This window comes from Acidovorax radicis, assembly GCF_020510705.1.
GTDB classification, from domain to species: Bacteria; Pseudomonadota; Gammaproteobacteria; order Burkholderiales; family Burkholderiaceae_C; genus Acidovorax; species Acidovorax radicis_A.
The window spans coordinates 1056159-1074182 of sequence record NZ_CP075184.1; the positions used below are offsets into that span (position 1 = coordinate 1056159).

Below are 18024 nucleotides of genomic sequence, written 5' to 3' on the forward strand. Positions count from 1 at the left end.
AACGGGGCGATATGCGATATGGCGATATGGCAACACGGTGCCGTGAGTCGCCATAGGGAGCGAAGGAGCGCGCCGTCTTTCGGACAGACAGGGAATGGCGGCACCGGCCCATCCGTTTACCGGATGGGCGCAGCCACCACAGGGGGCGTCAGCTCAAGAGCGTGCGGGAGGCCCGCGCGCGGGCAAAGGCGCAGCCGTGACCGCTGCCATGCGGGCGGCCTCGACGGGTTGCAGCGCATGCGCCAGCGGGTGCGCCGGAAGGATGTGGGGCAGCGCCAATGCGGGGGGCGGTGCCCCCGCGGTGGAGCACAAGGGGCAGTCCATGCCCATCGTGCCCATTTCGACCTGCCCGTCGTCGGTTTGCACCAGCAGCTTGATGGTGCCAACGCCCGAGCAGATGACCTCGATGGACTGCGGGTGCACCAGCGGCGAGGCGATGGCCAAACCCACAGACGCCATGAACCATGCGAGCACCCAGAGGCGCAGAGCAATGAAGGTTCGACGGGCAGTCATGGGGGCGATGATACCGGCGGTGCGGGGGCGCTGAGCGCAATTGCACGCGGCGCGTTTGTGCAGATGCAGAGAAGGTGGGTAGTGAATGCTATAAATTATGTAGCTGCATGCGCTTGATAAATAAGCGCTGCAGCCACTTTTCATTCAATACCGCGAAAGCAGCGCGCCAGACATGGGCGCCACCGACGGTGATCGGTGACGGCGCGGGCACGTGCGCTGGCTGACGACGACCCGTATGCGCGGGCACGGGCGAATGCCAGCCCCGCGCTCTGTCCCCTCAGCCGATGTATCAAGCCTGGGTATAGGCCGTCTTCACCGTGGTGTAGAACTCAGCCGCATACCGCCCCTGCTCGCGCGATCCGTAGCTGGAGCGCTTGCGGCCACCGAACGGCACGTGGTAATCCACACCCGCAGTGGGCAGGTTCACCATCACCATGCCCGCCTGGGCGTGGCGCTTGAAGTGGGTCGCGTGTTTGAGGCTGGTGGTGGCAATGCCGCTGGCCAGGCCAAACTGCGTGTCGTTGGCCATCGCCAGCGCTTCGTCGTAGTCCTTCACGCGCAGCACGCTGACCACCGGGCCGAAGATTTCTTCGCGGTTGATGCGCATCTGCGCGTTGGTGTCGGTGAACAGCGCGGGGCGCATGTAGTAGCCGGGGGCGCCGTCCGCGTTGGTGGCCAGGGCCTCGCCGCCATAGGCCAGCGTGGCGCCTTCCTGCTTGCCGATGCCGATGTATTCCAGGTCTTGGGCCAACTGGCGGTCGTCCACTACGGGGCCGATGTCGGTGCCGGCCTTGCGGGCATCATCCACCTTCAGGGTTTTCATTTTCTCGACCATGGCGGCCACGAAACGGTCGTGAATGCCTTCGGTCACGATCAGGCGGCTGCTGGCGGTGCAGCGCTGGCCGGTCGAGAAGAAGCCGCTGTTGATGGCAGCACCCACGGCGACGTTCAGGTCGGCATCGTCCAGCACCACAAACGGGTTCTTGCCACCCATTTCGAGCTGAATCTTCGCGCCGCGTGGCACACAGGCTGCCGCCACGCGCTGGCCGGTGCCCACCGAGCCTGTGAAACTCACGCCTGCAATGCGCTCGTCGTCGAGCAGCACCTGGCCCACGTCAGAGCCACGGCCCATCACCAGGTTGAACACGCCGGCTGGCAGGCCCGCGCGGTGCAGGATGTCGGCCAGTGCCCAGGCAGAGCCCGGCACCACTTCGGCGGGCTTGAACACCACGCAGTTGCCGTACGCCAGCGCCGGGGCAATCTTCCAGGCAGGGATCGCAATGGGGAAGTTCCATGGCGTGATGATGCCAATGATGCCCAGCGGCTCGCGCGTGATCTCCACGCCGATGCCAGGGCGTACCGAAGGCATCACCTCGCCTCCGGGGCGCAGCGCTTCACCGGCAAAGAACTTGAAGATGGCGGCGGCGCGGCCCACTTCACCAATCGCCTCGGGCAGGGTCTTGCCTTCTTCGCGCGCCAGCAGGTCGCCCAGTTCGGCCTTGCGGGCAATGATCTCGTTGCCCACGGCATCGAGGACGTCAAAACGCTGCTGCGGGGTCGAGAGACTCCAGGTGGGAAACGCTGCCTGTGCAGCGGCCACGGCGTCCAGTGCCTGCTCGCGGCTGGCCACGGCGTAGTCGCCGATCACGTCACGTGTGTCCGAGGGGTTGGTGTTGTGGTAGGTGCGGACGCCGTCGGTCCAGGCGCCGCCAATCAGGTTTGCATGCATGGCTGTGGTTTCAGGGAGTGAGGGAAAAGGGCAGGGCGTGTCCACCGTCTCCAGCGACGCGGGGCACGCCCCGGGGATGGCTTAAAAGGCAGTGCGCAGACCCACCTGCGTCACGCTCTTCTGGCTGATGAAGTCTTTCAGGTCACCCGTGGCTTGCGACACCGAGGCGTAAAGGAACGTGTTCTTGGACAGGGCATACCGTGCGCCGAATGCCACCTTGCCCAGGGTGCTGCTCTGGCCAGCGGCGTTGGCATATTTCACGCGAGTGTAGTTGGCTCCCAACAGCACCCACTGCGTGACGGGCACTTCGACACCGATGGTGGTGCCATCACTGCGGTCCATGGTGAATGTGCTGTCGCCGGTCACCGTGAGGCTGTTGCCAGTGAAGGCCCCATTGACCGAGGTGGTGGTCAGATCGCGGTTGCGCTGCACGCCACCGAGGACCTTGACAGGGCCGAACTGGTAGTTGGCCGCCACCGTGAGGGATTTGTTCACGTTGTCACCTGAGTCGCGCGCGCGGTTCCACTCGTACGACATCGCGGTGTTGAGCGCGCCCTGGCTGTAGCTCAGCTTGACGCCATAAAAGCGGTCTGCCGTGTTCTCGCCAGGGGCGACTTGCGCTGCGGCCTGAAAGCCGCCGTAGTTGATGGTCTGCACCTGCAGCACATTGTCGGCACGTGGGGCGTTGAGCCACATGGGCAGCGCCTTGCCTGCATTGGTAACGCCCGTGCCTGGGTTCAGCGTCAGGGCGTTGGTGAAGGGGTTGCTCAGGCCCATCACCGAGTCTTCCAGGATGTACTGACGGCCCAGACGTATTTCACCCACGGTGGCGGAAGACAGCGACACAAACGCCTGCCGCCCAAACGCGCGGCCGCCCTGGGCCGCAGCGCCGTTGTCCACGTTGAAGCCACTTTCCAGCAGCACGCCCGCCTTCAGGCCACCGCCCAGGTCTTCTGTGGTGCGCAGGCCCCAGCGCGACCCATTGAGGCCGTTGGTGGTGCCATCGTTCATGGAGGTCACGCTGCCTGCGCCCGAACGCGAGCCAGCGCTGTAGTGGCTGACATTGGCATCAATCAGCGTGAAAAGTGTCACGCTCGACTGGGCCTGTGCCAACGGTGCGGCGCCAGCCAGGAGGGCGGCGCAAGCCATCAGGGCGGTGTTGGATTTCGATGGTTGGGTCATGTTGTCTCCTCGATTTTTTGGGATGGATGGAACGGTCAGCGTTGAAAAGGCATGCCGCCATGGGGTGGCCGCACCGCCTTTGCTTGGGATCGCGCCAGCACACTCCATCAAGTGCAAACCCAAAGGCCATAGGGCTGGCGCAAAGTGAGGAGATCAGCCGGAGCCCGCAGGCATCCGTGCCGATCCGCGCGCCTCAGCGCACGAGCGCAGGGCGTTTGGGGTCAAAGGCCCAGCCTGGCAACAGGTACTGCATGGCCATTGCGTCGTCGCGTGCGCCCAGGCCATGCTGCAGATACAGCTGGTGGGCGGCCTCCACGGCATCCATGTCGAGCGTCACGCCCAGGCCCGGCGCGGTCGGCACGGCCACCTCGCCGTTGACGATCTGCAGGGGGTGCTGCGTCAGGCCCTGGCCGTCCTGCCAGATCCAGTGGGTGTCGATGGCCGTGACACGACCGGGGGCTGCCGCTGCTGCATGGGTGAACATGGCCAGCGACACATCAAAGTGGTTGTTGGAGTGCGAACCCCAGGTCAGTCCAAAGTCGCGGCAGGTCTGTGCCACGCGCACGGCACCCTGCATGGTCCAGAAATGCGGGTCGGCCAGCGGAATGTCCACCGCCTGCAGCGACAGCGAATGCACCATCTGCCGCCAGTCGGTGGCGACCATGTTCGTCGCGGTGGGCAAGCCCGTGGCGCGGCGGAACTCGGCCATCACTTCGCGGCCCGAAAAGCCGTCCTCTGCACCACACGGGTCTTCGGCATAGGCCAGCGTGCCATGCAGGTCACGCAGCAGCCGCACGGCGTCTTTGAGCAGCCAGCCGCCATTGGGGTCGAGCGTGACGCGCGCCTGCGGGAAGCGGGCCTTGAGGGCGCGGATCGCTTCCACCTCGGCTTCGCCCGGCAACACCCCGCCCTTGAGCTTGAAGTCCTGAAACCCGTAGCGGGCCTGGGCCGCTTCAGCCAAGGCCACCACCGCCTCGGGGGTCATGGCTGCCTCGTGGCGCAGGCGCAGCCACGCGTCGTCGGCCTCGGGGGCGGCGTCGTAGGGCAGGTCGGTTTTGTGGCGGTCTCCCACAAAAAAGAGGTACCCGAGCATGGGCACGGCGCTGCGTTGCTGGCCTTCGCCGAGCAGCGCGCAGACGGGAACCTCCAGGTGTTGACCGAGCAGGTCAAGCAGGGCGGTTTCCACCGCCGTTACGGCATGGATGGTGGTGCGCAGGTCAAAGGTCTGCAGGCCGCGCCCGCCGGCATCGCGCCCCGCAAAGGTGGTGCGAACTTCATTGAGCACACGTTGCCAGTCGCCCACGCGGGCGTTGTCGATGAGGGGGCGTGCGTCTTCCAGCGTTTGCCGGATGGGCTCCCCCCCGGGGACTTCGGCCACCCCCGTGCGCCCCGCGCTGTCGGTGAGGATCAGCAGATTGCGCGTGAAATAGGGCGCATGTGCACCCGAAAGGTTCAGCAGCATGCTGTCGCGGCCCGCCACCGGGACCACGCGAACGCTGGTGATGCGTGGTGTGCTCATCGTCATCATTGCGGCCCCAGCGGCGCCATCAGGGCGCGCAGTTGTTCGACTTCGGAAGGCTTGAGGTCAGACAGCGGTGGGCGCACCGGCCCTGCGCTGTGGCCCGACAGCGTGGCGCCCGCTTTCACGATGGCCACGGCATACCCCTGGCCCTGGTTGCGCAGCGCGATATACGGCAGAAAGAAGTCGCGGATCAGGCGGTCGCAGGTGGCGGTGTCGCCAGCGGCATGGGCGTTGTAAAACGCCATGGCCGTCTTCGGAACAAAGTTGAAAACAGCCGACGAATACACCGGGCATCCCATGGCCTTGTAGGCGCCTGCAAACACCTCGGCGGTGGGCAGGCCGCCCAGATAGGCAAAACGATCGCCCAAGGTCTGGCGGATCGCCACAAACGCTTCGATGTCGCCAATGCCGTCCTTGAACCCGATGAGGTTGGGGCATGACGCCGCCAGCGTGATGAGGCTGGCCGGGGTCAGGCGGCAGGCGCCCCGGTTGTAAACCACGACGCCGATCTTCACGCTCTGGCAAACGGCCTTGACGTGCGCCACCAGGCCGTCCTGGCTGGCTTCGGTCAGGTAGTGCGGCAGCAGCAAGATGCCTTGTGCACCCAGGCGCTCTGCTTCCTGGGCGTATTCAATGGCCAGCGTGGTGCCGCCGCCAGCGCCTGCAATGATGGGCGTGCGGCCCCGGCAGGTGTCCACTGCCACCTTCACGACTTCGCTGAACTCTTGCGGAGCCAACGAAAAGAACTCGCCCGTGCCTCCGGCTGCAAACAGGGCCGATGCGCCATAAGGCTGTAGCCATTCCAGCCGAGCGGCGTAAGGTTTGGGGGCAAAGCGCAGGTTGTTGTCGAAGTCGGTCAGCGGGAACGACAACAAGCCGGCCTTCAGCACGCTTTTGAGTTCTTGAGGGGTCATGGACAGGGGTCTCCGAGAGGGCGGTGGTCAAGTCGCAACGATGACTCGCAGGCTGAGGTGTTCAGGCGCGGAGCACATCGCTAGTTGTAAGTCATCGTACAACACAAACAAGAAAAATCGCTGCGGGAAACTACTGATGAGCCCTTCTGGCTAGGGGGCGGTTAGTCGCCGACGGGCGTGACAAGCGTGGAAGCTGCGGGGCAAAAAAACCGAGCATGGTGCGGGCACAGAGGCACGCCTTGGTGGCCTGTGTCGGCGGCGGTGGGAGTTGCCGTTGCGGCGTTGGGATTTCGTCTGTTGCGCGCAGCCGGCGACGCCCCTCGGGTTTATGGCGCTTCGGTCTGGGCGCGGCGGCGGCGCTCACGGCTGTTGGCCAGGTGGGTGCGCATGGCCGCGCGTGCGCCATCCGGGTCCTGACCCACGATGGCGTCGTAGATGCTTTCATGCTCGCCATTGACGCGGCGCAGGTACTGTCGGCGGTCGTCGCCCGGCTCGGCCACTGTGGATGTTGCATCCAGTCGGGCGCGCGGGATGATCATGCTGCCCAGGGTGCCCATCAGCTCGGCGAAGTGGCTGTTTTGTGTGGCGCGTGCGATCTCAAGGTGAAACTGGAAGTCGGCGGCCACCGCGTCGCGTCCGGCATCCACGGCTGCAGCGATGTTGTTCAGGGCTTCGCGCATGGCCGTGATGTTGGCGGCCGTGCGGCGCTGTGCGGCCAGCGCTGCGGCTTCGGTCTCCATGCCGATGCGCAGTTCCAGCACGGCGATCACGTCGCGCAGCGTGCTGAACTGGTCGGGTGTGATCTTGAACCCCGGCGCCTGGCCCAGGCCCAGCACGAAGGTGCCGATACCGTGGCGGGTTTCCACCAGCCCCGAGGCCTGCAGCTTGGAGATGGCCTCGCGCACCACCGTCCGGCTGACGTTGAACTCTCTCATGATCGCGGCCTCGGTGGGGAGCTTATCGCCCAGCTGCAGGCGGCCCTCACGAATACGGTCGCCCAGCGAGTCCACCAGTTCCAGGGCCAGTGTCCGGGGCTTGCGACGCGGCGCTATGTCAGTGCTCATTGCTTGGTGTTATCCCTATGTGGCGTCGTAGTGAGAAGGAGTACATTGCGTTTTCGTTGTACGACAACTGATGACGTTCAACTGTTAGTACCACCACTGTATCAAGAACCATCGAAATAGCCATGCCCTGCCACCCGACTCCGATCCGATTTGAGCGCTTGTTGTTGACCGGGGCTGCCGGGGGTTTGGGGCGTGAGTTGCGTACCCGGCTGAAGGCGTATTGCACCACGCTGCGTATTACGGACATCGAAGATCTCGGGGCCCAGGCGCCGGGTGAGGAGTTGCGCCCCGCCCGGCTTGAGGACGCGCCCGCCATGCTGGAGCTACTGCAAGGTGTGGACGCCGTGGTTCACCTGGGCGGTGTATCGACAGAGCAAGCGTGGAACCCCATCCTGCAGGCCAACATCATTGGCGCGTACAACCTGTATGAGGCGGCCCGCAAACAGGGCGTGAAGCGGGTGGTGTTTGCCAGCTCCAACCATGTGACCGGCTTTTACCGGCAGGACGAGGTGGTGGGCATCAATGACCCGGCCCGTCCCGACGGGTTGTACGGTTTGTCCAAGGCGTTTGGCGAAGATCTTTCACGGTTCTATTTTGACCGCCATGGCATCGAGACGGTATGCCTGCGCATCGGTTCTTCGTTCCCCGAGCCGCGCAATCGCCGCATGCTGGCCACATGGATGAGCTACGACGACCTGGAGCGCCTCGTGGTCGCCAGCCTGACCGCACCCGTGGTGGGCCACAGCATCATCTACGGCATGGGTGACAACACCACCACCTGGTGGGATAACACCTTGGCCCGCCATATTGGCTACCGCCCACAAGACAGCTCCGAACGCTTTCGCGCCCAGGTCGAGGCGGCTGATCCGCATCCGGACCTGACCGATCCTGCTGTGATCTATCAAGGAGGACCGTTTGTGCGCACGGGGCCCTTTGAGTGAGTGACTGACCTTCATCTTCCATAACAACTTATTGCACCGGAGATACCTATGAGCTTTCGTCGTTCCCTGCTGACTGTCTGTGCCACTGCCGTGGCTTCCATGGTTTTCCTTCCGCACGCTGCCTTGGCGCAGTCGTCGATGGTCCTGAAGGCCGCAGACGTTCACCCCGCCGGCTATCCAAACGTGGTAGCGGTCGAGAACATGGGCAAAAAACTCGATGCAGCGACCAAGGGACGCCTGAAGATTCAGACGTTCCCAGGCGGCGTGCTGGGTGGTGAAAAGGAAATGATCGAGCAGACCCAGGTGGGCGCCATCAATATTCTGCGCACATCGCTGGGGCCCATTGGCACGGTGGTGCCAGAAGTAAATGTGTTCAATATGCCCTTCGTTTTCCGCAACCAGGAGCACATGCGCGCGGTGATTGACGGCCCTATTGGTGACGAATTGCTGGCCAAGATCAGTGCATCGCCTGCCAAGTTGGTGGCGATTGGCTGGATGGATGGTGGCTCACGCAGCCTGTACACCAAAAAGCCTGTGCGCACACCCGCTGACCTCAAGGGGCAAAAAATTCGCATGATGGGCAACCCGTTGTTTGTGGACACCATGAACGCCATGGGCGGCAATGGCATTTCGATGGGTTATGGCGAGGTGTTCACCGCGCTGCAAACGGGCGTGGTGGACGGTGCCGAGAACAATGCGCCGAGCTTCTTCACCAGCAACCATTTCAGCACGGGCGCCAAGTACTACACGCAGACCAACCACCTGATCATTCCAGAGTTGCTCGTGGTTTCGAAGGCCACCTGGGACAAGCTCTCCAAGGAAGACCAGGCACTCATGAAGAAGTTGGGCCGTGAAGCGCAGATGGAACAACGCGCGCTGTGGGACAAGAGTGTTGAAGACTACACCGCCAAACTCAAGATGGCGGGCGTGGAGTTCATCAATGTGGACAACAAGGCGTTCTACGATGCCACGGCCACTGTGCGCGCCAAGTACGGTTCTAACTACACCGACCTGATGAAGCGCATCGAGGCGGTGAAGTAAGGCACGCTGCGCGACTCGGCGCGGCCACCCGCCCTTGCATTGGGTAGGGGTGGTCGCGCATTCTTTTACTCCTTAAATCCATCTTATGGACCACCCTTTTTTGCGCTGGATGGATCGGTTGTATCTGGCCACCATCTGGGCCGCCGGTACGGCGATCTTCTTCATGTCGTTGATCATTCCGTGGGGCGTTTTCAGCCGCTACGTTCTCGGCACAGGTTCCCAATGGCCTGAGCCCATCGCCATTTTGCTCATGATGGTTTTCACTTTTGTCGGTGCCGCTGCGGCTTATCGCGCCGGAGGGCACATTGCAGTCAACATGCTGACTGAAAAGCTGCCTATGCTCCTTCAGCGTGCAGCCACTTGGGTGGTCGATTTGCTCATGCTCGCGATTTGCGGCTTTGTGACCTGGTATGGCACCAGCTTGTGCATCGAGACCTGGGGGCAAGGCATCAGTGAGTTGCCCTGGTTGCCTGTGGGGGCTACCTATTCGCCATTGCCCATCGGTTCAGCGATTACTTTCATTTTCGTTCTGGAAAAATGTTTTTTTGGTCCGCAGACGCACCGCCGAGTGGTGCGCTACGAAGAACTGACGGAAGGCGTCTGATATGGACACCCTTGTACTTTTGGGCACCTTCTTTGCGCTGATGCTGATCGGCGTGCCTATCGCCTATTCCCTGGGGCTTTCTGCCCTCGCGGGTGCACTCTGGATCGATTTGCCGCTGGATGCAGTCATGATCCAGGTGGCATCGGGCGTCAACAAGTTCTCGTTGTTGGCCATACCGTTCTTTGTGCTCGCCGGGGCCATCATGGCCGAAGGCGGCATGGCGCGGCGATTGGTGGCATTTGCGGGCGTGCTGGTGGGCTTCATCCGTGGAGGGCTGTCGCTGGTCAATATCCTGGCCTCTACGTTTTTCGGCGCCATTTCTGGTTCGTCGGTGGCGGACACCGCATCCATTGGTTCGGTGCTGATTCCCGAAATGGAGCGAAAGGGCTATCCGCGGGCATTCGCCACGGCCGTCACGGTCAGTGGATCGGTGCAGGCCATCCTCATCCCGCCAAGCCACAACGCCGTGTTGTATTCGCTGGCCGCTGGCGGCACGGTGTCGATTGCAGCGCTGTTCATGGCCGGTGTGCTTCCGGGGCTGCTCATGGGGCTGACGCTTGCCGCGTTGTGTCTGTTCACCGCTCACCGCGAAGGCTACCCCAAGGGAGAGGTCATCCCGCTTAAACAGGCGCTCAAGATCTGCGTGGAGGCGCTGTGGGGGCTGATGACGATGGTCATCATTCTCGGGGGCATTCTCTCGGGCATCTTTACCGCCAATGAGTCAGCGTCGATCGCCGTGGTGTGGGCATTTTTTGTGACGATGTTCATCTACCGCGACTACAAATGGCGCGACCTGCCCAAGCTCGTGCACCGCACGGTCAAGACCGTCACGGTGGTGATGATTTTGATTGGCTTTGCGGCTGCCTTTGGCTACCTCATGACGATGATGATGATCCCGATGAAGGTCACGGCTTTTCTGACCAGCATGTCGGACAACAAGTACGTCATCCTGGGCATGATCAATGTCATGCTGCTGCTGCTTGGTTGCCTGATGGATATGTCGCCGCTGATCCTGATCCTCACCCCGATCTTGCTGCCTGTGGTCAAGATGCTGGGCGTCGACCCGGTTCACTTCGGCATGATCATGATGGTCAATCTGGGTATCGGCCTGATCACGCCGCCTGTGGGGACTGTGTTGTTCACTGGCGCTGCGGTGGCCAAGCTGCCGCTGGGGGTGGTCACCAAAGCCATGATGCCGTTTTTTATGGCGCTGTTTGTGGTGTTGCTCATGGTCACCTATGTGCCTGCCATCTCGTTGTGGCTTCCACGGGCGATGGGTTTATAAGAAATCGGTGATGAGCAATGAGCAATGAGCGATAGCCTGATGAGTGATAGCGTGGTGTTTGTGTCGTGCGCCGACAGCGGTGAATTGCATGTGTTGCACCTCGCCACCGCCACGGGCCAGCTGCGCACTGAGCAGGTGCTGCCTTTGGGGGGGCAACTCATGCCCATGGCGTTGAGTCCCGACAAAAGACACCTGTATGTGGCGCGGCGCAGTGACCCGCTGGCCGTGGTCACGCTGGCAGTGGATGCGCGCGCAGGTCGCGCGCAGGTCATTGCCGAGGCGCCCTTGCCGGCCAGCATGGCGTATCTGTGCACGGATCGCACGGGGCGCTGGCTGCTGGCCGCGTCATATGGCGCCGACATGGTGTCTGTGCAAGCCGTGGATGCCGGGGGTGTTGTGCGTGGGGCAAGCGACGACACCCACACCTATACTACGGGCCGCCATGCGCATTGCGCGCTGGCCACGCCAGACAATCGTTTCGTTTTTGCCGCATCGCTGGGCGGTGGTCAGTTGCATCGCTATGGTCTGAATGCCTCATCCGGCGCGCTGCAGCCCACCGATCCCCCCGTCTTTGCGATGCCGCAGGGCACGGGCCCTCGGCATCTGTGTTTCAACACGCGAGGGGATCGTGCTTATGTACTCGGCGAGCTTGATGCCTTCGTGCATGTGCTTGCGGTCGATGTTGGCAGCGGCGATCTGCGCCTGCTGCAAAGTCTGCCGACCCTTCCACAAGGGTTTGACGGTGACGCCTGGGGTGCTGACCTGCATTTGAGTCCTGATGAGCGCTGGCTTTATACGAGCGAGCGAAACAGCCATACCTTGGCGGGTTTCTCGGTCGATGCCGCGAACGGGACGCTGGCGCCCGTGGGGCACTGGTCCACGCAGCAGCAGCCTCGCGGTTTTGCTATAGCGGCCAATGGGGGGCACTTGGTGGCTTCTGGTCAGGCAAGCCATCGCGTGGGCGTGCACGCCATCTCCCCTGGTACCGGTGCACTCACGCTGCTGTCCGAGCATGCGGTCGGTTTGAACCCTAACTGGGTCACGATGCTGCCTTTGCAGCCGGTTTGAAAAGCTCCTCAGATGACACAAAATGCCCTCACCATCCGCATGCATGCGGATGACAACGTCGCCATTGTTGCCAACGATGGTGGTTTGCCCGCCGGTACGGTGCTGCCGCAAGGTGTGCCGGGCGCGGGCGTTACCCTGCGCGACAAGGTGCCACAGGGCCACAAGGTGGCTTTGTGCGACGTGGCCGAAGGTGACGTGGTGCGCCGCTATAACGTGCCCATCGGCTACGCGCTCAAGCCCATTGCCGCAGGCAGCTGGGTGCACGAGCGGCTGCTGCAGATGCCTTCGGCACGTGCACTGGAAGGCCTGCCCATGGCCACTGTGAAACCTCCGGCACAAGATCCGCTCACCGGCTACACCTTCGAAGGCTACCGCAACGCCGATGGTTCGGTGGGCACGCGCAACATCCTGGCCATCACGACGACCGTGCAGTGCGTGGCAGGCGTTGTGGCGCTGGCAGTGCGCCGCATCAAGGCCGAGCTGATGCCGCAGTACCCTCATGTGGACGACGTGATTGGCCTGGAGCACACCTATGGCTGCGGGGTGGCCATTGATGCGCCCGATGCGATCATTCCGATCCGCACGCTGCGCAACATCAGCCTCAACCCCAATTTCGGTGGTGAAGTCATGGTGGTGAGCCTGGGCTGTGAAAAGCTGCAGCCCGACCGCCTGCTGCCGCCCGGCAGCTTTCCCATCACCGATGAGCGTGATGCAGGCCTGGGGCCGGAAACGGTTTGCCTGCAGGCAGAAGAACACGTGGGCTTCATGTCCATGCTGGACCACATCGTGCAAAGCGCGCGCCCGCATCTTGCGCGCCTGAATGCGCGCCGCCGCGAGACCATTCCCGCCAGCGAGCTGGTGCTGGGGGTGCAGTGTGGCGGCAGCGATGCGTTCTCGGGCGTTACGGCCAACCCGGCGGTGGGTTTTTGTGCGGACCTGCTGGTGCGCGCAGGTGCCACCGTGATGTTCAGTGAAAACACCGAGGTGCGTGATGCCGTGGAGCAGCTCACCAGCCGTGCGGCCACCCCCGAAGTGGCTGAGTCCATAGTGCGCGAGTTGGGATGGTACGACCGCTACCTTGACCGGGGCCGTGTGGACCGTGCCGCCAACACCACCCCCGGCAACAAGGCGGGTGGCTTGTCCAACATCGCCGAGAAGGCGATGGGCTCCATCATCAAAAGTGGATCGGCCCCCATCGCGCATGTATTGGCGCCTGGCGAAAAATTGCGCCGCGACCAGCGTGGCCTGGTCTATGCCGCCACACCTGCCAGCGATTTCATTTGTGGCACCCTGCAGCTGGCCGCTGGCATGAACCTGCATGTGTTCACCACTGGCCGGGGGACGCCTTACGGCTTGGCCGAATGCCCTGTGGTCAAGGTGGCCACGCGCAGCGACCTCGCCCGCCGCTGGCATGACCTGATGGATGTGAACGCTGGGAAAATTGCGGATGGCACCGCCACCATCGAAGAGCTCGGGTGGGAGCTGTTTCACCTGCTGCTCGACGTGGCCAGTGGCCGCAAGAAGACCTGGGCCGAAACCTGGCAATTGCACAACGCGCTGGTGCTGTTCAACCCCGCGCCGGTTACCTGAAGGCCCGGCATCCCCTGGCAGCGCCGCTACAAGGCGGCTGTTGCGCTTTGACCCTTTCACAGCCCGTGCTTGCACGGGCTGTTGTCCTAGAAGGATGGATTTCTCATGGGCTCTTCCCGTTTTTCCGACCCTAAGGTCGTGGTGGCCGTGGCGCTGCTGTGTTGCTTGTTGTGGGGCAGTTCGTACCCCGCCATCAAGAGCGGCTACGCCTGGTTTGGCATCGCTGCCGACGATGTGCCCACCAAACTCGTTTTTGCGGGATGGCGCTTTCTGTGGGCGGGCCTGGTGCTGCTGGTGCTGGCGCTGGCTACCCGCAAGAGCATCTGGGGCCTGGGCAAAAGCACGGCGCGCGAACTGGTGGTGCTAGGCCTGGCGCAGACCACGCTGCAGTACGTGTTTTTCTATATTGGTCTGGCGTACACCACGGGCGTCAAGGGCTCGATCATGAACGCCACCGGCACGTTCTTCAGCGTGCTGCTGGCCCATTGGATCTATCACAACGACCGCCTGAGCCATGCCAAGCTATGGGGCTGCCTGGTGGGTTTTGCGGGGGTCATGGTGGTCAATCTGGGGCAGGGCTCATTCGATCTGGACTTCACGCTGTTGGGTGAAGGTTGTGTGGTGATCGCCGCTTTTGTGCTGGCGGCCGCCAGCATTTACGGCAAACAGGTGTCGCAGCGCATGGATTCGGTGGTGATGACCGGCTGGCAGTTGGCGATTGGTGGCGCCGCGCTGCTGGCCATTGGCTGGGCTTCGGGTGGGGCATTGACCGGTTTTACGGTGGCGTCCACCCTGCTGCTTGTGTACCTGGCGCTGCTTTCGTCTGCGGCTTTCTCGCTGTGGAGCCTGCTTCTCAAGCACAACCGTGTGAGCCAGATCACGGTGTTCAATTTCACCGTGCCGATCTTTGGTGCGGTGTTGTCCGCCATCTTCCTGGGCGAGGTCTTGCTGGAGTGGAAGAACCTGCTGGCGCTGGTGCTGGTGTGCTGTGGCATCTGGTTGGTGACCCGCGACACACCCGCCGCCACCCCAGCGAGTCTTGATAAATAGGCGCCGCAACATGGCCCATACGCTTTCGCCGCAGGCATTTGAACGCAACATCAATGGCCAGCGAACGCACCTGTACACACTGCGTGGCGCGGGTGGCATGCAGGTGGCGGTGAGCAACCACGGCGCGCGGCTGGTGCAGGTGGCTGTGCCAGATGCACAAGGTCAGCTGGTGGATGTCGCTCTGGGTTACGGCAGCCTGGACGGCTATCTGCACGGTCAGCAATCCATGGGAGCCATCATTGGCCGGTGGGCAGGCCGCCTGCGCAGCGGCACGCTCACCCAGCCCGATGGGTCACCGCTGCAGTTGCCCACCAACAGCGGCCCCCACCACCACCATGGGGGACCGCGTGGCAGCAGGTTTCAGGTGTTCGCGGTCGATGAGGTGCAGCCCGACGCCATGACGCTGCACCATGTTTTTCGCACAGAGGATGACGGCGTACCCGGCACGGTGCGCGTGGTGCTTCACCTGGCGGTCATGGCGGACAACGCCCTGCATGTGGCCTGGAGCGCCGAGGCCTCCGACGCGCCTACCGTGGTCAACATCACCGGCCATGCGTTCTTCAACCTGGCCGGAGCGGGAAGCACCCATGGCCACGTGTTGGAGGTGCCCGCCAGCCGCTATGTGCCGCTGGCCGCCGATGTGTGCCCAACAGGTGTGCTGGAGTCTGTCAACGGAACGCCTTTTGACTTTCGCAAGCCCCGCACGGTGGGTCATGCCGTGGCGGCGCCGCACGAGCAACTGTCGCGGGCCGGTGGGTTGGACCACTATCTGGTGTTGGATGAACCGCCACCGCTGACGGCTCCCATCGGTTCTCCGTGGGGCATCGAAGGCCTTCGCATGGCGGCGGTGCTCAGCGAGCCCATGGGCGGCCGCACCATGGAAGTCTGGACGACGGCACCCGGTGTGCAGGTGTATGCGGGCCACGGTCTCAAGGCGGATCCGGCGCGGGACCTCGGGCGAGGCACGGATGCCGCTGGCTGGTTGTGGCAACCGGGCGACGGCATCTGTCTGGAGCCCATGGAGTTCCCTGATGCGCCCAACCACGCGGAGTTTCCTGTGCGGTGGATGGCCCCGGGCGAGGTGGTGCGCGGGAGCATTGCGTACCGGTTTCGGTAGCCCCGGGGGGTTGCACGCTGCGCGGCAGGCCGTCTTTGAACAGGCGTCTAAGTTTCGTCTAAGTGTGCGCGCCCACACTGCCTTCCATTGCAACACCGCTAGGAAAGGCAGACCAGCATGAACACGCTTTCATTTTCTCCCCGCCGCCTGATTCTCGCCCTGGTCGCCGCAGGTGCGCTGGGCGGCACGGGCGCAGGGCTTGTGATGAACCACCAGGCCCATGCGTCGGCATTGGGCGCGGTGCCGGCGGCACAGACGCCGATCGTGGCCACACCGGGCGCGACCCTGCCCAGTTTTGCGCAGATCACCGCCCAAAACGGCCCTGCCGTGGTCAACATCAGCGTGACAGGCACCAGCCGCGCTTCTGCGGGCGGCAGTGACGATGGCGATGACGAAGAGGGCCAACCCACCGCCCATCAGCGCCAGATGCCGCAGATGGATCCCAACGACCCGTTTTACGAGTTTTTCCGCCAGTTCGGCATTCCAGGTGCGGCCATGCAGGCACCGCGCAATGTGCCCACACATGGTCAGGGCTCGGGGTTCATCATCAGCCCCGATGGGCTGGTGTTGACCAATGCCCATGTGGTCAAAGGCGCCAGCGAAGTCATCGTCAAGCTCACCGACCGGCGCGAGTTCCGCGCCAAGGTGCTGGGCTCCGACCCCAAGACCGACGTGGCTGTGCTCAAGATTGGCGCCAAGGATTTGCCCACCGTGCGCCTGGGCAGCACACGCGACCTGCAGGTGGGCGAATGGGTGCTCGCCATTGGCTCCCCCTTTGGCTTTGAAAACAGCGTGACAGCCGGGGTGGTCAGCGCCAAGGGCCGCTCGTTGCCCGATGACAGCCTGGTGCCCTTCATCCAGACCGACGTGGCGGTGAACCCCGGTAACTCGGGGGGGCCGCTGTTCAATGCGCGCGGTGAAGTGGTGGGCATCAACTCGCAGATCTACAGCCGCTCGGGTGGGTACCAGGGCGTGTCGTTCTCCATCCCTATTGAACTGGCCGCCAAAATCAAGGACCAGATCGTGGCCACGGGCAAGGTGCGGCATGCGCAGCTGGGCGTGGCGGTGCAAGAGGTGAACCAGGCCTTTGCCGAGTCGTTCCAGCTCGACAAACCCGAAGGTGCGCTGGTGGCCAGCGTCAGCAAGGGCAGCCCGGCCGACAAGGCGGGGCTGGAGCCCGGTGATGTGATTCGGCAGGTCGATGGGCAGCCTATCGTGGCATCGGGCGATCTGCCGGCCTGGGTGGGCCAGGCGCAGCCGGGGCAGCAGGCCCGGCTGTCGGTGTGGCGCCATGGCAAGCCCGTGGAGTTGACAGCTACGCTGGGAGACGCCAGCGACAAGGCCGCCAAACAGGCGAGCAGCGAAGACGCTGTGGGCAAAGGCCAGTTGGGCCTGTCGCTGCGGCAACTCGACCCGCAAGAGCGCCGCGAGGCTGGAGTAACCGAGGGGCTGGTGATAGAACAGGCCCGCGGCCCCGCAGCAGCGGCCGGCGTGCAGCCAGGCGACGTGCTGCTGGCCATCAACGGTGTGCCAGCCAAAGACATCACCCAGGTGCGTGCCGCCATGGCCAAGGCGGGCAAGTCGGTGGCGTTGCTGATAGAGCGCAACGGCGACAAGATCTTCGTGCCTGTTCGCCTGGGCTGAGCGGGCTTTAAAGCGCTCATCGGGTCGCTTCAGCGCCTGCAAAGGGGCCACTTCGGTGGCCCTCTCCATTTCATTCGCTATGCTTGTCGGACCATGCGCCTGCTGCTTGTTGAAGACGACCCCATGATCGGCGAGGCCGTGCAGGACCTGCTGCGTGCCGAGCACTACGCGGTGGACTGGGCGCGCGACGGCGAGGCAGCGGACACGGCCCTGCGCACCCAGCCCTATGACCTGGTGCTGCTCGACCTGGGCTTGCCAAAACGCGACGGCCTCGCCGTGTTGCGCGACCTGCGCGCCCGAAAGAACCGCACCCCGGTGCTGGTGGCCACCGCCCGCGACGCCGTGGCCCAGCGCATCGAGGGACTGGATGCGGGGGCCGATGATTACGTGCTCAAGCCCTATGACCTCGATGAATTGCTCGCCCGCATCCGCGCCCTGCTGCGCCGTGCGGCGGGGCGGGCCGAGCCGGTGTACGAGCACAAGGGCGTCTGCATCAACCCCGCCACGCGCGAGGCCACGGTGCAGGGCGTTGCTGTGGTGCTGTCGGCGCGCGAATGGGCGGTGCTGGAGCCGCTGATCGCCCGCCCCGGCATGGTGCTCTCGCGCCAGCAGCTCGAAGACAAGCTCTATGGCTGGGGCGACGAAGTGAGCAGCAACGCGGTGGAGGTGTATATCCACGGTCTGCGCAAAAAACTGGGCGCCGAGGTGCTGCTCAACGTGCGCGGTGTGGGTTACCTGGTGCCGAAGGTATGAAACACCC

The 18024-nt window shown here is 63.6% G+C and carries 16 protein-coding genes; 10 read left to right on the forward strand and 6 right to left on the reverse strand.

Annotated features, from left to right (window positions below; translation table 11 throughout):
- Positions 1-153 precede the first annotated feature (153 nt).
- The 6 genes from KI609_RS04685 to KI609_RS04710 form a co-directional block, all read right to left on the reverse strand.
- Positions 154-513, reverse strand: coding sequence for a DUF2946 family protein (locus tag KI609_RS04685; RefSeq protein ID WP_226447611.1), 360 nt, complete (start codon positions 511-513; stop codon positions 154-156).
- Between the two features lie 289 nt (positions 514-802).
- Positions 803-2242, reverse strand: a complete 1440-nt coding sequence (locus tag KI609_RS04690) for an aldehyde dehydrogenase family protein (protein WP_226447613.1) — start codon at positions 2240-2242, stop codon at positions 803-805.
- A gap of 81 nt (positions 2243-2323) precedes the next feature.
- Positions 2324-3424: a porin gene (locus KI609_RS04695; protein WP_226447615.1), complete on the reverse strand. Its 1101-nt coding sequence runs from the start codon at positions 3422-3424 to the stop codon at positions 2324-2326.
- A 193-nt stretch (positions 3425-3617) separates the two neighbouring features.
- Positions 3618-4952 (reverse strand): enolase C-terminal domain-like protein, encoded by a 1335-nt coding sequence (locus KI609_RS04700; protein WP_226447617.1) that lies wholly within the window; start codon positions 4950-4952, stop codon positions 3618-3620.
- Positions 4949-5860 (reverse strand): 5-dehydro-4-deoxyglucarate dehydratase, encoded by a 912-nt coding sequence (gene kdgD / locus KI609_RS04705; protein ID WP_226447619.1) that lies wholly within the window; start codon positions 5858-5860, stop codon positions 4949-4951. Before kdgD ends, KI609_RS04700 begins: the two co-directional genes overlap by 4 nt.
- 326 nt (positions 5861-6186) lie before the next feature.
- Positions 6187-6924 (reverse strand): FadR/GntR family transcriptional regulator, encoded by a 738-nt coding sequence (locus KI609_RS04710; protein WP_226447621.1) that lies wholly within the window; start codon positions 6922-6924, stop codon positions 6187-6189.
- Positions 6925-7046: 122 nt separating this feature from the next.
- Between KI609_RS04710 and KI609_RS04715 the strand changes: the two genes are divergently transcribed.
- From KI609_RS04715 to KI609_RS04760, 10 genes are all read left to right on the forward strand, one after another.
- Positions 7047-7865 carry an NAD-dependent epimerase/dehydratase family protein gene (locus KI609_RS04715; protein WP_226447623.1) on the forward strand — a complete coding sequence of 273 codons (819 nt, stop codon included), beginning with the start codon at positions 7047-7049 and terminating at the stop codon, positions 7863-7865.
- 48 nt (positions 7866-7913) lie between these two features.
- Positions 7914-8906, forward strand: coding sequence for a TRAP transporter substrate-binding protein (locus tag KI609_RS04720; RefSeq protein WP_226447625.1), 993 nt, complete (start codon positions 7914-7916; stop codon positions 8904-8906).
- Positions 8907-8991: 85 nt separating this feature from the next.
- The gene (locus KI609_RS04725; protein ID WP_226447627.1) at positions 8992-9510 is read left to right on the forward strand and encodes a TRAP transporter small permease; all 519 of its coding nucleotides are present in this window, start codon (positions 8992-8994) and stop codon (positions 9508-9510) included.
- A 1-nt stretch (position 9511) separates the two neighbouring features.
- Positions 9512-10795: a TRAP transporter large permease gene (locus tag KI609_RS04730; RefSeq protein ID WP_226447629.1), complete on the forward strand. Its 1284-nt coding sequence runs from the start codon at positions 9512-9514 to the stop codon at positions 10793-10795.
- A gap of 24 nt (positions 10796-10819) precedes the next feature.
- Complete coding sequence (locus KI609_RS04735; protein WP_226447631.1) at positions 10820-11863, forward strand: lactonase family protein; 1044 nt, start codon at positions 10820-10822, stop codon at positions 11861-11863.
- A 12-nt stretch (positions 11864-11875) separates the two neighbouring features.
- Positions 11876-13453 (forward strand): galactarate dehydratase, encoded by a 1578-nt coding sequence (gene garD, locus KI609_RS04740; protein WP_226447633.1) that lies wholly within the window; start codon positions 11876-11878, stop codon positions 13451-13453.
- 105 nt (positions 13454-13558) lie between these two features.
- Positions 13559-14503: a DMT family transporter gene (locus tag KI609_RS04745; protein WP_226447635.1), complete on the forward strand. Its 945-nt coding sequence runs from the start codon at positions 13559-13561 to the stop codon at positions 14501-14503.
- A gap of 10 nt (positions 14504-14513) precedes the next feature.
- Positions 14514-15620, forward strand: coding sequence for an aldose epimerase family protein (locus tag KI609_RS04750; RefSeq protein ID WP_226447637.1), 1107 nt, complete (start codon positions 14514-14516; stop codon positions 15618-15620).
- A gap of 117 nt (positions 15621-15737) precedes the next feature.
- Positions 15738-17264, forward strand: coding sequence for a DegQ family serine endoprotease (locus KI609_RS04755; protein ID WP_226447639.1), 1527 nt, complete (start codon positions 15738-15740; stop codon positions 17262-17264).
- Between the two features lie 93 nt (positions 17265-17357).
- The gene (locus KI609_RS04760; RefSeq protein WP_226447641.1) at positions 17358-18017 is read left to right on the forward strand and encodes a response regulator transcription factor; all 660 of its coding nucleotides are present in this window, start codon (positions 17358-17360) and stop codon (positions 18015-18017) included.
- Positions 18018-18024: the final 7 nt, after the last annotated feature.